General features: G+C 58.7%; 12 protein-coding genes. 5 read left to right on the top strand and 7 right to left on the bottom strand.

Annotated features, from left to right (window positions below):
- Nucleotides 1–136 precede the first annotated feature (136 nt).
- The gene (locus ACSQ87_RS17240; protein WP_436273900.1) at nucleotides 137–1,060 is read left to right on the top strand and encodes a helix-turn-helix domain-containing protein; all 924 of its coding nucleotides are present in this window, start codon (nucleotides 137–139) and stop codon (nucleotides 1,058–1,060) included.
- A gap of 12 nt (nucleotides 1,061–1,072) precedes the next feature.
- Here ACSQ87_RS17240 and ACSQ87_RS17235 read toward each other — a convergent pair whose 3' ends face one another.
- The 7 genes from ACSQ87_RS17235 to ACSQ87_RS17205 form a co-directional block, all read right to left on the bottom strand.
- Nucleotides 1,073–1,993, bottom strand: a complete 921-nt coding sequence (locus ACSQ87_RS17235) for a MurR/RpiR family transcriptional regulator (RefSeq protein ID WP_223430418.1) — start codon at nucleotides 1,991–1,993, stop codon at nucleotides 1,073–1,075.
- Between the two features lie 318 nt (nucleotides 1,994–2,311).
- Complete coding sequence (locus ACSQ87_RS17230) at nucleotides 2,312–3,076, bottom strand: ABC transporter ATP-binding protein (RefSeq protein WP_223430419.1); 765 nt, start codon at nucleotides 3,074–3,076, stop codon at nucleotides 2,312–2,314.
- Nucleotides 3,077–3,094: 18 nt separating this feature from the next.
- Entirely contained in the window at nucleotides 3,095–4,207 is a 1,113-nt protein-coding gene (locus ACSQ87_RS17225; protein ID WP_436273899.1) for a succinylglutamate desuccinylase/aspartoacylase family protein, read from the bottom strand.
- 9 nt (nucleotides 4,208–4,216) lie between these two features.
- Nucleotides 4,217–4,915, bottom strand: a complete 699-nt coding sequence (locus ACSQ87_RS17220) for an ABC transporter permease (RefSeq protein ID WP_436273898.1) — start codon at nucleotides 4,913–4,915, stop codon at nucleotides 4,217–4,219.
- A 14-nt stretch (nucleotides 4,916–4,929) separates the two neighbouring features.
- Nucleotides 4,930–5,619, bottom strand: coding sequence for an ABC transporter permease (locus ACSQ87_RS17215; RefSeq protein ID WP_046047037.1), 690 nt, complete (start codon nucleotides 5,617–5,619; stop codon nucleotides 4,930–4,932).
- A gap of 90 nt (nucleotides 5,620–5,709) precedes the next feature.
- Entirely contained in the window at nucleotides 5,710–6,486 is a 777-nt protein-coding gene (locus tag ACSQ87_RS17210; RefSeq protein ID WP_046047038.1) for an ABC transporter substrate-binding protein, read from the bottom strand.
- Nucleotides 6,487–6,700: 214 nt separating this feature from the next.
- A complete protein-coding gene (locus tag ACSQ87_RS17205; protein ID WP_223430422.1) occupies nucleotides 6,701–9,088 on the bottom strand; it encodes a DUF3772 domain-containing protein in 2,388 nt (795 codons plus the stop codon).
- Nucleotides 9,089–9,386: 298 nt separating this feature from the next.
- Between ACSQ87_RS17205 and ACSQ87_RS17200 the strand changes: the two genes are divergently transcribed.
- The 4 genes from ACSQ87_RS17200 to ACSQ87_RS17185 all read left to right on the top strand — a co-directional run bounded on the left by ACSQ87_RS17200 (nucleotide 9,387) and on the right by ACSQ87_RS17185 (nucleotide 13,615).
- On the top strand, nucleotides 9,387–10,733 hold the full coding sequence (locus ACSQ87_RS17200; RefSeq protein WP_436273897.1) for an outer membrane beta-barrel protein: 1,347 nt from the start codon (nucleotides 9,387–9,389) through the stop codon (nucleotides 10,731–10,733).
- 106 nt (nucleotides 10,734–10,839) lie between these two features.
- Nucleotides 10,840–12,150: an ABC transporter substrate-binding protein gene (locus tag ACSQ87_RS17195; protein ID WP_436273896.1), complete on the top strand. Its 1,311-nt coding sequence runs from the start codon at nucleotides 10,840–10,842 to the stop codon at nucleotides 12,148–12,150.
- A gap of 25 nt (nucleotides 12,151–12,175) precedes the next feature.
- Nucleotides 12,176–12,901 (top strand): ABC transporter ATP-binding protein, encoded by a 726-nt coding sequence (locus tag ACSQ87_RS17190; RefSeq protein ID WP_140678833.1) that lies wholly within the window; start codon nucleotides 12,176–12,178, stop codon nucleotides 12,899–12,901.
- A gap of 21 nt (nucleotides 12,902–12,922) precedes the next feature.
- Nucleotides 12,923–13,615: an ABC transporter ATP-binding protein gene (locus tag ACSQ87_RS17185; RefSeq protein WP_436275100.1), complete on the top strand. Its 693-nt coding sequence runs from the start codon at nucleotides 12,923–12,925 to the stop codon at nucleotides 13,613–13,615.
- The last annotated feature ends 1 nt before the right edge of the window (nucleotide 13,616 follow it).

Raw genomic sequence — 13,616 nt, 5'->3', positions numbered from 1 at the left:
ACGCCGGGGAGGCTGGTTTCATCCACCACACACTTCCCCTGTGGCGCGTTGACGACTATCTTGGGCGAGCCTTGACGTTCCATCTATCCACTTTCAGCAGCACCAAAACGCACCAAACGAGTGCGTAAGGTCACCCATGACAACGTGCAACCCCCTGCAAGTCCAAGCGTTCAACACCGCCGATGTAGCCGAGCAAATCCGCGCCACACCGGGTTGGGTGCAGCATTACCAGCAAATGTCACCGGGGCATTTCGCCGGGCGCGTGCGCTACCTGGACCTGCAAGGCGTGGAGATTTACGAGGAACAGATGAACACTCGCGTCGAGCAGAATTTCAGCGCGCCCGAAGGTGCGCTGGCGTTCTGTTTCGATCGCAGCGACAACGCGTTGTACGTGTTGAATGGCGAAAGCCGCAACATCTGGATCACCCCGGAGAACTACCAGGAAATCGCCGTGGTGTTCGGTCCGGAGTTCGTGCAGCGTCACGGTTTGAACGTGGCCAGGCTCGAAGGCCTGTTCATGGCGCCACTGAATTCGGGGCAGAACGCGTTGTTCAGTCGCTGGCTCAGCGGGACGTTGACCCGACTGGCGCAGACGCTCGACCCACCGAGCAAGGAGGCGTTGACCCAGCAGTTGCTGGAAGACTGCCTGTACATCCTCGACAACGCGTGTGTTTGCCTTGATCGTGGAGGGTTACAGCGCCGCGCCGAAGAGCGTGCAGTGATGAAACGCATCGGTGAATGGGCGGCTGATGCCCCGGAAGACACCCTGAATCTGCTGGAGCTTTCGCAGGTCGCCGGGGTTTCACTGCGGCAGTTGCAGCATGCGTTCAAGGCCTATACCGGGATGACCCCGACCCATTGGCTGCGATTGCGCCGACTCAACAGCGCACGCCGCGAATTGCTCAGTCGCACAGCGATGGACACCACTGTTGCCGAAGTGGCGATGCAGTGGTCGTTCTGGCATTTAGGGCGATTTTCCAACAGCTATCGGGTGTTGTTCAACGAACTTCCCAGTCAGACGCTCGCCCGCAAATCCTGTGGCGTAACAGGTCGCGGGTAAGCCTGGGACACGTCAACGCGGCTTTGTGGCTTTCGCCGATTTGCTGTTGCCCGGCATGTGCAGGTAAGCCATCACGCTTTCGGTCAACTCGGTCGCCAGCTTGACGGCTTCCTTGTTGCGCGCCATCACGCCCGCCACCAACCCTTCGATCAAGGCAAGCACCGCGATGTTGGAACTGGTCAAAACCGGATGGTCGGCGGGAGCAAACAGCACGTGTTCGGCAATGCTGGTGAGCGGCGAGGCGGGGGAATCGGTGATTGCCAGCACTGTGGCGCCACGTTCATTGGCGAAACGGGCGAGTTGCAGGGTGTCGAGGGAATAGCGCGGCAGGGAGATCGCCAGCAACACATCCTGATCGGTAATCGCGGCCAGACGGTAAGCAGCGTTTTCGTTGCCGCCCTCCATGCTGATGGCGGTGGCGTCCGCGCAGAAAGGCATCAGGGTCGAGGCGGCGAGGCCGGCGAAGTACACGCTGTTGCCAAAGCCCAGGATGTAGATTTTGCGAGCCTGGGTCAGGCGGGTCACGAACGCTTCAAAGGTGTCTGCATGGTTGTTGGTCGCCGCCGTTGCGAGGTTGCTGCTGGCGCTCTGGATTTGCTCATGCAGGCCAAACTCGCCGCCAGGACGATGAGCCAGTTCGTTGCGCAGTTTGTCGACCGGCGACACCATCTGCTGCAACGTCGCGACCAGCTCGGCTTTCATGCCGGTATAGCCACCCAGGTTCAAGGCCTTGGCCAAACGGTTGACCGCAGCTGGCGAGGTGGACGTTTCGTGAGCCATCTCCTCGATGGTCAGCGTCGCGGCCCTCAGCGGGTGACGCAGGATAAAGTCCGCTACCTTGCGCAGTGACGGCTGCAAATCGCCAACGATCTCCGCCAGTTTGCGCATAACCGGTGCGGCATAGACCGTGGTGTTTTTCGATGGGGTCGGCATATCCGGCTCAACATTTCCTGAGGGTTGGAGAAGGGGTGGCACAAGGTTGGCTGGAGTGTATCCGAAGCCAACCGTTGGTGTGCAACGCGGTCGGGCAATGCCCGCCAGTTAAGCAATTTCAGCTGCAGCGCATACTTTGTAGCAGCTGGCGAAGCCTGCGTTCGACTGCGCAGCAGTCGTGAAATCAGGCAATGCGGTTCTTCAGGGCTACCTCGCGGTCAGGTTTACGACTGCTGCGCAGCCGAACGCAGCCTCGCAGGCTCGACAGCTGCTACAGATCGCGTTACGGCTTAACTGACTGGCATTAGGCCGGTCGGATTACTTCAAGCTCCCGGCAAGGAACTGCTGGAGGCGTTCGGACTGCGGGTTGACCAGCACTTCGCGCGGGTCGCCACGCTCTTCGACCTGACCCTTGTGCAGGAACACCAGTTGATTGGAAACCTCACGGGCAAAGCCCATTTCGTGGGTCACGACCACCATGGTGCGGCCTTCGAGGGCGAGGTCCTGCATGACTTTGAGCACTTCGCCGACCAGTTCGGGGTCGAGTGCCGAGGTCGGCTCATCGAACAGCATCACTTCCGGCTCCATGGCCAGCGCCCGGGCAATCGCCACACGCTGCTGCTCGCCGCCCGACATATGGGCTGGCCAGGCATCCATGCGGTGCGCCACGCCGACTTTGTTCAAGTAGTACTCGGCCTTTTCCCGGGCTTCTTTCTTGCCCATGCCAAGTACATGCACCGGGGCTTCCATGACGTTTTCAAGGGCGCTCATGTGCGACCACAGGTTGAAGTGCTGAAACACCATCGACAGCCGCGAACGCATGCGTTGTAACTGCTTGGGTTCGGCGGCCTTGAGCCCGCCGAGTTTGTTGGTCACCAGTTTCAATTGTTCGCCGTTGAGCACGATGCTGCCGGCGTTGGGCTGCTCCAGCAGGTTGATGCAACGCAGGAAAGTGCTTTTGCCCGAGCCGCTGGAGCCGATGAGGCTGATCACATCGCCGGCCTTCGCCTCCAGGGACACGCCCTTGAGCACGTGGTGGCTGCCGTAGCTTTTGTGCAAATCCTGAACTTCAAGTTTGTACATGGTTTTTATTCTCTGGAATCAGTCGCTGAGCAAGCGACCCTGGCGAATGAGGCGGGTGCCGGCGACTTTGACCAGCCACAAACCGGGCTGGGCAAAGCGCAGGCGTTCTCGGGCATAGAGGATGCCGTCGGTGCTGGCGCGCACGATACTGTGGCGATCGGTCAACGGATCCAGCACTTCGAACAGCGGATCGCCCACCCTGACCCGGGCACCCAGCGGTTGCAGAAAGCTCACCACCCCCGGATGCGGCGCATAGGCGTACTGCGCACCGGCGAATGGCGTCGCTTCACAACAGGTCGGTGGCGCTGCTGGCCAGTCACCGCTGATCAGGCCTTGTTCGGCGAGATAGCCAAGAATGGCCTCGGCGCTATCGACACATGGCTCGCGTTCGGTGTCGGCCATGCCGCGCAACTCGATGGTGGTGGCCACACAGGCCAGCGGAATATCGGCTTCAGGAAAGAGCTCGGCCAACTGCAACCAAGGGATCGCACAGGCTTCATCGAAGGCACTGCCGCCCGCACCCTCGGCCAGCAACGCGGCGCCGGCACCGAGTCGAGCGGCCAATGAACGCAAGCGCGGCCAGTTTTGCGGCATGGCGTAAAGCAGCATGATCGACTCGAAATCGCAGTGCAGGTCCAGCACCACGTCAGCGTCACAGGCATGTTGCAGCAACAGGCGGCGCAAGCCATCGAGTTCCGATGCCGGTGCGGGCATGTCGGTGAGGACATCGCTCATGGCGCGGCGGATCAGCGCAACGTTGGTATCGGCATCGTCTCCCAGTTTCCCTTCCAGCAGCGGCGCCACGGCTTCGGCCAGTTCCGGGAAGTCCCGATTGAAATTCTTCCCGCTGGAGAACTCGAAGCGCCCCTGATGGGTGGCCTGGAACATCTGGGCGATGCCAATCGGATTGGCCATCGGCACCAGCTCGATCACTCCGTTCAGGCGACCTTGTTGTTCCAGCACCCGCAGACGTCGTTTGAGTTCAACTGCCACGCGCATCCCCGGCAACTCGTCTGCGTGCAGGGACGCCTGAATGTAGGCCTTGCGCGACCCGCTGCCAAAACGAAACAGCGACAGTTTCCGTTCAGTGCCCGAAGCACTCCACGGCAACAGGTATTCAATGTGCTCCATAAAAGCTCCTTAGTGCTTGCGCGGTGCCAGATACGCCAGCCAGCGACGCTCGGCCAGCTTGAACAGACGAACCAGGATGAAGGTCAGGGCCAGGTAGATGAGGCCGGCAGTGATGAACGCCTCGAACGGCAGATAGAACCGCGCACTGACCGTACGCGCGGCTCCGGTGATATCCACCAGGGTGACAATCGATGCCAGGCTGGTGGTTTGCAGCATCATCAGCACTTCGTTGCTGTACTGCGGCAGCGCCCGGCGCAAGGCCGATGGCAGCAGAATGCGGCGGTACAGGGTAAAGCGCGACATGCCCATGGCTTTGGCGGCTTCGATCTCGCCGTGGGCCGTGGCCTTCAAACTGCCGGCCAGCAGTTCCGCGCTATAGGCACTGGTATTGATCGCAAACGCCAGGCAGGCACAAAAGGTTGCACTGGACAGGTACGGCCAGAGCGCGCTTTCACGGACCACTGCGAACTGCGCCAGGCCGTAATAGATCAGGAACAATTGCACCAGCATCGGCGTGCCGCGAATCACGTAGGTGTAGAGCCACGCAGGGAAGTTGATCAGGGGCGATCGGGACACCCGCATCAATGCCAATGGAATCGCCAGTACCAGGCCGAAGGCCAGGGAAATCAGCAGGACTTTGAGGGTCAACAAGGCGCCATTGAAATACAGCGGCAGGTTTTCCCAGATCAGGTTGTAGTCGAGAATCATGGGGTAGCTCCCAATCACAATTCGGCGGCTTTGATGCCGACCGAGTAGTGTTTTTCCAGGTAGCGCAGCACCAGCAATGACACGCTGGTCAGCATCAGATACAGCGCCGCCACCGCGAGGAAAAACGTAAACGGCTCATGGGTGGCGTCCGCTGCGTTCTTGGCTTTGAACATCATGTCCTGCAAGCCGATCACCGAGATCAGCGCGGTGGATTTGGTCAGCACCAACCAGTTGTTGGTGAACCCCGGGATGGCGAAACGAATCATCTGCGGCACCAGAATCCGCCAGAACACTTGGCCGCCACTCATGCCATACGCCACGCCGGCCTCGGCCTGACCTTTAGGGATGGCCATAAAGGCGCCGCGAAAAGTTTCCGAGAGATAGGCGCCAAAAATGAAGCCCATGGTGCAGACACCGGCGATAAAGGGATTGATGTCGATGTAGCGGGTGTAACCGAGCGCCAGGGCGATGCGGTTCACCAGATCCTGGCCGCCGTAGAAGATCAGCAGGATCAACACCAAGTCAGGAATACCGCGAATCAGGGTTGTGTACCCTTCGCCCAGCATCGCCAGCCATTTGAGCGGCGATAGCCGAAAGGCCGCGCCGATCAGACCCAAAGCAATCGCCATGCTCATGGAGGTCAGGGCCAGGTTAATGGTCAGCCAGGCGCCATCGAGAATGCTCGATCCGTAGCCGTGAAGCATGATGAAGTTCCTCAAACGAGCGCCAAAAGGCGCGCGAGACGAGCCCAAAGCGCCCGCAAGAGGCCGGCGCCACAGGGTTTCAGGTAAGGTTTATTCGCCGTAGATATCGAACGCGAAGTACTTGGCCATCACTTGCTGGTACTTGCCGTTGGCGCGGATGGCGTCGATCGCTGTACTCAGACGTGCAACGTTCACGCTGTCGCCTTTACGCACTGCGATCCCGGCGCCTCGGCCGAAATATTTCGGGTCGCTGATGTCCGGTCCAACCAGCGCGAAGCCTTTGCCTGCCGGCGTTTTGATGAAGCTCTCGTCGGTGTTGACGATGTCGGCGAGCGTCGCGTCCAGTCGACCCGACGCCAGATCGAGGAAAGCTTCATTTTGTGAGCCGTAGCGCACCACTTCGACCCCGGCTTTTTCAAGCTGCTCGGTAGCAAAACGGTCGTAGGTCGATGAGCGTTGCACCCCGACCTTCTTGCCCTTGAGATCAACCAGCGGGTCGTTGATCACATTGCCGGCCTTCATCGCGAACTTGCCGGGCGTGTGGTAGTACTTTTTGCTGAAGTCGACCGACTTCATACGGTCTTCAGTGATCGACATCGACGACAGCACGGCGTCGATCTTGCGCACTTTCAGCGACGGGATCATGCCGTCGAATTCCTGGATGACCCACTCGCATTTGACCTTCATTTCTTCGCACAGGGCGTTGCCGATGTCGTAATCGAAACCGCTGACATTGCCCTCCGGCGTCTTGAAAGAGAAGGGTGGGTAGGCGGCTTCGATACCGATACGCAGGCTGTCTTCGTCGGCGTGAGCCAGCAAGCTTGCGGCGCACAGTGCCAGAGCACCTAGAAGTTCTGTCTTGTTCATATTGTTGACTCCTTGGAGGGGCGTTGGGGTGGTACAGGCCATCCGATCTGGCACGGTGGATCAGTCCTGATGATTTTGTGTGGCTATAAATGACATGTTTTATTTCATAATGCAACGTAATGAAAATAAACATATCATTCGATGGCGCAAAAAATCACGGCGATCCCGTGTGATCACGAGCATGCTCAGTCGCCAGGCAGGCTATTGATGGGTATTACGCAGGAGGGACCGGCTTGGCCAATTCGATGCCGGCCGCACTCAATCGCTTCAGGATCTCAAAGAGCAGATCGCTCTTGGTCGTACTGACAATCCTTGGGCTGCTGACATAGCCGGTGATGGTCAATGTGATGCCTTCAGGGCTCAGATTGCTGAATCGAACAACGGGGGAGGGTTTGTCGAGGATGGTTTCATGTTCGCAATAGGTGGTGTACAGCAGGTTTTTGACTTGTTCGGGGTCGATATCCAGAGGGAACACCAACTCGAGTGTGGCCACCCCTTGGGCGCTGCCGCCCATGGTCACATTGCGCAGGTTCTGGGAAATAAGCTGCGAGTTGGGCACGATCACGATCGAGCGGTCACTGAGCTGTATCTCGGTGGCCCTGACATTGATTCGCCGGATATCACCTTCGACCCCGCTGATGCTGATCAGGTCGCCGACCTTGACCGGACGCTCGGTGAGCAGGATTAACCCGGACACGAAGTTCTTGACGATCTCCTGCAAGCCGAAGCCGATCCCCACCGACAATGCACTGACGATCCAGGCCAGATTCGTCCATTGGACGCCCAATGAAGACAACGCCAGCAGAATGACCAGTACGTACCCGATATTACTGAACAGAGTGCTCAGCGATGCACCCATGCCGGGGTCCATAACGGTTTTTGGCAGGAACTCGTTATCCAGCCATCTGCGCAGCGATCGAATCAGGTAAATACCGATCAACAGCGCGAGGACCGCATTCAACAGATTGCCCGGAATGATGTTCAGCTTGCGCAAGCCATCGCCGCCGAGGATCGCTGAAACCCTGTCAGTCAGTTGGCCAAAGGTCGCTCCAACCCCCCCCACAAACGTTGTAATCGCGGCAATCAACAGTAAAGCCGCTCTGCCAATACCCGACACAACAACCTCGATTTGTTCGAGCCGTACGTCGCCGATACCGAGCAGCTGTTTGATCGTTTTGCCGCTGGGGTGTTTTGGCGAAAACAGGTAATCGCACGAGTCCCTGAACAACTGCGTCAGCAAATAGAAGCTGGCAAAAACGATATAGAGCCAGACAATTTCGTAAGTGATGAAGCGGGCCAGGGAGATGTAACCGATCAGCAGGCCAAAAATCGAGATCAACATGGCGATACTGACGCCGGTATAAATCAGCCCCGCCAGCGTAGTCCCTGACTCAGGGTGTTCCCCGGCAATGACCATCGCTCGGCGGGTTCTACTGACGCGTAGCAATAGCGCACCGATAATCATGATGACGACTAATGACACGACGCCCCGGCTGAAGAGAACCACTTGCGTACTCATACCCGTCGCATTGGTGACTTGTACCAGCGAGATGAGTATCAGCATTGATCCGGCCAGCAGCGCCGGAAAAGGGCTTATTGCAAGTGCCACTTCATCGGCGATGCCAGGCAACCGCCATGAGGGATTGCGTTTAGACAGCAGGGCCCGACTCAAACCGATAATCAGGGCGCAGGCGTAAGCGACTTTCTCGACATCGTCGAAGTAACCTTGCAGTGGCTGCGGCAATGGTTGAAGCCGGGTAGCCGCCGCGGAGATGAGCTGTATTGCGCAACCTGCGCTCAGCATCGTGGCAACTACGGTCGCTATCGCCAATGAACTTCTGCGCAGGCGACCTTCCGGTACTCGATGGATGCAGATCCATGTCAAACCACGTTCAGCCAGTCTTCGCCCCAGTGTCCAGAAGGCCAGGGCCAATAATAACAACGTGGCGGTCGCGGCACGCCGGCCAGGTTGCCAGACGGACTGAATGACACTGTTGGACTGATCGATCAAAAACCTCAGACGGTTTTTATCCTCCTCCAGTGGAGAAAACAGCGGTAACCAAAAGCGGGGATTGAGGAAGCTGGCGGTGCGCTGGGCCAGTTCGGTTTCCAGTAGGGTACGTCGAATACTGGCAATCTGAGCGATGAGGTTAGCAGCACCTTCTTTGATGGCCTGCAGTATCTTGAGATCGCCATCCACCTTGTCTTTTTGTGCGGTGAGATAGGACCTCTGTTTAACGATATCGGACGTTTCCATGGCAAGGCTGGTGGCGGATGCCGTCCCGAGCACACTGAGTTGTGCTTGCAATTGCGCCTGCTCGGGAAGTAACACCGCCGCCAACTTGTCCACATCACTGAAGAGCAACTGAACGTTGTCCTGAAAGCCTATCAACTGGGTGTAGTTACTGGTCAGTGACACCTGCTGTTTAAGGTTGTCCAGCCTTAATTGCAGTGCTTCCAGATCACTTTTTGACACCGTAGCGGTAGCGCTGGCCTCACCGTTGCTTGACGTGTTGGGGAGTTCGTCCGCCGACAGCTCGCCGATGTTCGCCCCCATCAGCGCGAACACAACGAATATGAGTAATTTCAATGCAGGACGCATAGGCATGCCTCCAGCGGCTTTAGCCATTCAGGTTAGGTCATGGCGTGTGCAGGCGCGAAAAATAGTTCCGCACTGCGCGCGATTGTTCTGAATACGCAAACACTGAAGTCGCCGAGAATGGAATTGTTGGGGTAGTGACGGGCTTGTAGCCTGCAATACGCCGAACACTACGATCTGCCAAGGATCGAGTGGAGCCCCTGCCAGGGCTTTTCAAGACAGACACCTTCACGTCATACCTTGCTGTCGGCCTGATGCCCTTTCGGGGGTTTGGCGCCTAATAAAAATAAGGAACACAGGTATGAGTATTCGTGCATGGGCATGTGCAGCAACCCTGTTCGCCCCCGTTCTGGGAGCCGGCATCTTATGTCCCTCGATGGCTTCGGCCGCGGAAGACCCGATGGGCTCGCTGGTTCGTGGGGTGTTCGGCGACAGCCTTGAGCGTGAGCATGGCATCAAGGTCTACGGCTGGGGCCAGGTGGGTGTGAGCTACAACAACAACGGCACGGATGACGTCAGCAAACAGAGCTTCTTCACTTCCGACGAAGGCGTGAACCTCAACCAGTTCGCGCTGGCCGTGGAAAAGAAACCCAAGAGCAATGTGATCGGTCGTGTCGGACCGTTTCCCGGGCCCATGCCGCAAGAGGCTGATTGGGGTTTCAATGTCACGGCGCTGTATGGCAAGGATGCACGCTTCTTCAAGACCTACGGCTGGGACGAAGACCTGAGTGTCAATCGCGACAACAAGGCTGAAGACGAAGCCTTCACTGTCGCTCAGGCCTACGTCGATTTTTACTTTCCTGTGCTGGGTGGTTCCGACTTGATGATCGGGATTTTCCACACGCCACTGGAAAATGAAATCGGCTTTGCCTTGCCATCCCCGGCACCGAGCGACTTCTACTCGCACACCTATTCCTTCATGCACGGCCCGGCCAAGCATGCCGGGGCGCTGTACTCGTTCAAACTGCCCTCGGCGCCCGGGGAAAGCATGCTGGGCTTCGAACTGGGCGTGGTGCAGGGCTGGAACAACTTGCAGGATCCCAACCATGATCCCGATGTGATCGCCAACGTACGCTGGCGCTCGGCGGACTTCAGCACCTGGATAGACTGGGAAAACATCTACGGCAACGGCGCCGGCGACAGCTTCGCCGACTGCAGTTGTGGCTCGCCATTGCCGGCCGGCACCAAGGACGACGACTACAAGCGCCTGGCCTCGTACTTGACCCTGTCGCAAGTGCTCGATCCGAATAACCGTATGGCGCTGGAGTTGAATTACGGCAAACAGGAGCAGGGCGCTTTCGCCGGGTTTGCCAACAAAAACGATGCCACCTGGTACGGCACCGACATCAACTGGTACCACCGGGTCAGCGAAACCCTGATGTGGAACAGCCGCGCCGAGTGGTTCTACACCGATGCACCGGTGCACGTGATGATGGCCAACATCGACCCGCACACCGGAATTCCCGACCCGACCTGGGGCAGTTTCTACGGCGTGACCACCAACCTGGCCTGGACGCCGACCCCCAACGTGCGCCTGCGACCGGAATTGCGCTACGACATTCATTCCGGCCCCGGCCGCGATGCCTACGCCGACGGGCAAAAGGACTCGCAACTGGTCGCGTCCTTCGACGTCAGCTTCTTTTTCTAAACCGCCCACTTTCGCAAAGCACCTGACCCTGCGTGCTGGCTCAGCCCACACGCTGCGACTTTGTTCGTCCGGACTTTGCCAATACGCAGCCGCTTTGGAGTACTACATGACAGACAACAACGATAAAAACCTGTTTGGCCGCGACGTCTCGCGCCGTGATTTCCTGCGCACCACAGGCGTTGCTGCCGGCGGTATGGCGCTGGCGAGTTTGCCGTTCAACTTTGCGCTGGGTAGCGAGCGGGTGATCAAACTCGGTTATGTCAGCCCGCAAACCGGACCATTGGCCCCCTTTGCGGCCGCCGACAACTACATCATTGAATCGCTCAAGCAGGTGTTGAAGAGCTCCATCAACGTGGCCGGCAAGGCGTATCGCCTGGAAGTCATCGTCAAGGACAGCCAGTCCAACCCTAATCGCGCAGCAGAAGTGGCGAGCGAGCTGATTCTCTCTGATCAGGTCGACCTGATGCTGGTGTCGTCGACACCGGAAACCACCAACCCGGTCTCCGACCAATGCGAAATCAACGAGATTCCGTGTATTTCCACGGTGGCGCCGTGGCAGCCGTGGTTCTTTACCCGCGGTGGCAAGCCGGATCAGGGGTTCGAATGGACCTATCACTTTTTCTGGGGCCTGGAGGATGTGATCGGCACTTACAGCGCCATGTGGGGCGCGATGCCGTCCAACAAGGTGGTCGGCGGTCTGTTCCCCAACGATGGCGACGGCAATGCCTGGGGCGATCCGAAACTCGGCTTTCCACCGGTGTTGGCGCAGAAGGGTTTCCAAGTGGTCGACCCCGGCCGCTTTCAAAGCTTGACCGACGATTTCTCGGCTCAGATCGCCGCGTTCAAAAAGGCCGACGTCGAGATCGTCACTGGCGTGGTTATTCCACCTGACTTGACCACCTTCTGGACCCAGGCGCGCCAGCAGGGCTTCAAGCCCAAAGCGGTGTCGGTCGGCAAGGCGCTGCTGTTTCCCACGGCGGTCGAAGCGCTGGGCAAGGCCGGCAACAACCTGTCGACCGAAATCTGGTGGAGCCCGACGCACCCGTTCAGCTCTTCCTTGACCGGCGCCAGTGCCGGGCAGTTGGCCCAGGGCTTCACTCAGGCGACCGGCAAGCAGTGGACTCAACCGCTGGGTTTCGTGCATGCCCTGTTCGAACTGGCGGTGGACATCCTCAAGCGCACTGAAGAAATCGGTAACCCGCATGCGGTACGCGATGCCTTGCTCAAGACCGAGCTCAACACCGTTGTCGGGCCGATCAGCTGGAAAAACGGACCGGTGAAGAACGTCGCCAAAACACCTTTGGTCAGCGGCCAATGGCGATTGGGCACTGACAACAAATACGACCTGGTCGTGACTAGCAATGCCACCGCACCAGCGATTCCGCTGGGCGGCGACATGCAGGCCATTACGTACTGATTGCTCGAAAAGAAACGGGTGCACCATGCAACAGCCACTTCTGCAAATGAACGATGTGCACAAAAGCTACGGCTCGGTGAAGGTCACGGATGCGATGAGCCTGACCCTGCAACCGGGTGAAGCCCTTGGCATCATCGGTCCCAACGGCGCGGGTAAAAGCACGCTGTTCAACCTGATCGCCGGGGGCGTGGCAGCCGACAGCGGCACGATCCATTTCGAAGGTCGCAACGTCACCCGCGAGCCGGTGTTCAAGCGCTGCCAGCAAGGCATTGGCCGCTCCCATCAGATCCCGCATCCATTCGTGAAAATGACGGTGTTCGAGAACTTGCTGGTCGGCGCGACCTTCGGGGCGCGATTGCGCGACAAGGAGGCCAGCCAATGGTGCGCGCAGACCCTGGAACTGACGGGGCTGATGCGCAAGGCCAACGTCCTCGCCGGCTCGCTGACATTGCTCGACCGCAAGCGTCTGGAAATGGCCCGAGCGTTATCGACCCAACCGCGGCTGTTGTTGCTGGATGAAATCGCCGGTGGCCTGACCGAACCGGAGTGCCTGGCGCTGGTGGAAACCATTCAGGGCATTCACAAGGCTGGCGTCGCCATCATCTGGATCGAGCACATCGTGCATGCCTTGCTGGCGGTCGTCAGCCGCCTGACAGTGATCAACTTCGGCGCCAAACTGGCTGAGGGTGAACCGCGCAGCGTGATGGCCGACCCTAGGGTGCAAGACATTTATATGGGCATCGGGAGCTGAAACATGTCGACCCCTTCAAACCTGCTGTCCATCGAAAAACTCTGTGCCGGTTACGGCGACTTTCAAGCGCTGTTCGATATCAGCCTGACCCTTGAGGCGGGCGAAACCGTGGCGATCATCGGCTCCAACGGCGCGGGCAAATCGACGTTCCTGCGCTCGCTGGCCGGGCTGATCAAAAACCAGCCCGACGCCATCACCTTCAAGGGCCAGGCGATCGGTGATCTGGCGGCCAATCAGGTGCTGGAACGTGGCATCGCCTTGGTACCGGAAGGCAGAAAGCTGTTTTCTTCGCTGAGCGTCGAGGAAAACCTGTTGATCGGCGCCTACAGCAAACGCCCCGGTCCGTGGACGCTGACGCGGATCTATCAGCTGTTTCCAGTGCTGGAAAAACTGCGCAAGCGCCCCGGTACCGCGCTGTCCGGCGGTCAGCAGCAAATGGTTGCGATTGGCCGGGGCTTGATGGCCAACCCGCATTTGCTGTTGTGCGACGAGATCAGCCTGGGCCTGGCGCCGACCACGATCAAGGACATCTACGCCGCGCTGCCCTCGATCAAGGCTGACGGCACGACGGTGATTCTCGTCGAGCAGGACATCAATCAGGCGCTGAGTGTCTGCGACCGTTTCTATTGCTTCCAGGAAGGGCGCGTGTCCCTGACCGGCCGCCCTGGGGACGCGGACAAAGCGCAAATCAAAGCCGCGTATTTCGGGATCTAGT

This window comes from Pseudomonas sp. LjRoot277, from assembly GCF_964253845.1.
Taxonomy (GTDB): domain Bacteria; phylum Pseudomonadota; class Gammaproteobacteria; order Pseudomonadales; family Pseudomonadaceae; genus Aquipseudomonas.
Note: the sequence above shows the minus strand (reverse complement) of the source record. Positions and strands in the feature narration are given on the sequence as shown.

Bases quoted from the DNA above. Each gene is read 5' to 3' on its own strand.
- ACSQ87_RS17240 (WP_436273900.1), top strand. From the start codon at position 137: ATGACAACGTGCAACCCCCTGCAAGTCCAAGCGTTCAACACCGCCGAT.
- ACSQ87_RS17235 (WP_223430418.1), bottom strand. From the start codon at position 1,993: ATGCCGACCCCATCGAAAAACACCACGGTCTATGCCGCACCGGTTATG.
- ACSQ87_RS17230 (WP_223430419.1), bottom strand. From the start codon at position 3,076: ATGTACAAACTTGAAGTTCAGGATTTGCACAAAAGCTACGGCAGCCAC.
- ACSQ87_RS17225 (WP_436273899.1), bottom strand. From the start codon at position 4,207: ATGGAGCACATTGAATACCTGTTGCCGTGGAGTGCTTCGGGCACTGAA.
- ACSQ87_RS17220 (WP_436273898.1), bottom strand. From the start codon at position 4,915: ATGATTCTCGACTACAACCTGATCTGGGAAAACCTGCCGCTGTATTTC.
- ACSQ87_RS17215 (WP_046047037.1), bottom strand. From the start codon at position 5,619: ATGCTTCACGGCTACGGATCGAGCATTCTCGATGGCGCCTGGCTGACC.
- ACSQ87_RS17210 (WP_046047038.1), bottom strand. From the start codon at position 6,486: ATGAACAAGACAGAACTTCTAGGTGCTCTGGCACTGTGCGCCGCAAGC.
- ACSQ87_RS17205 (WP_223430422.1), bottom strand. From the start codon at position 9,088: ATGCGTCCTGCATTGAAATTACTCATATTCGTTGTGTTCGCGCTGATG.
- ACSQ87_RS17200 (WP_436273897.1), top strand. From the start codon at position 9,387: ATGAGTATTCGTGCATGGGCATGTGCAGCAACCCTGTTCGCCCCCGTT.
- ACSQ87_RS17195 (WP_436273896.1), top strand. From the start codon at position 10,840: ATGACAGACAACAACGATAAAAACCTGTTTGGCCGCGACGTCTCGCGC.
- ACSQ87_RS17190 (WP_140678833.1), top strand. From the start codon at position 12,176: ATGCAACAGCCACTTCTGCAAATGAACGATGTGCACAAAAGCTACGGC.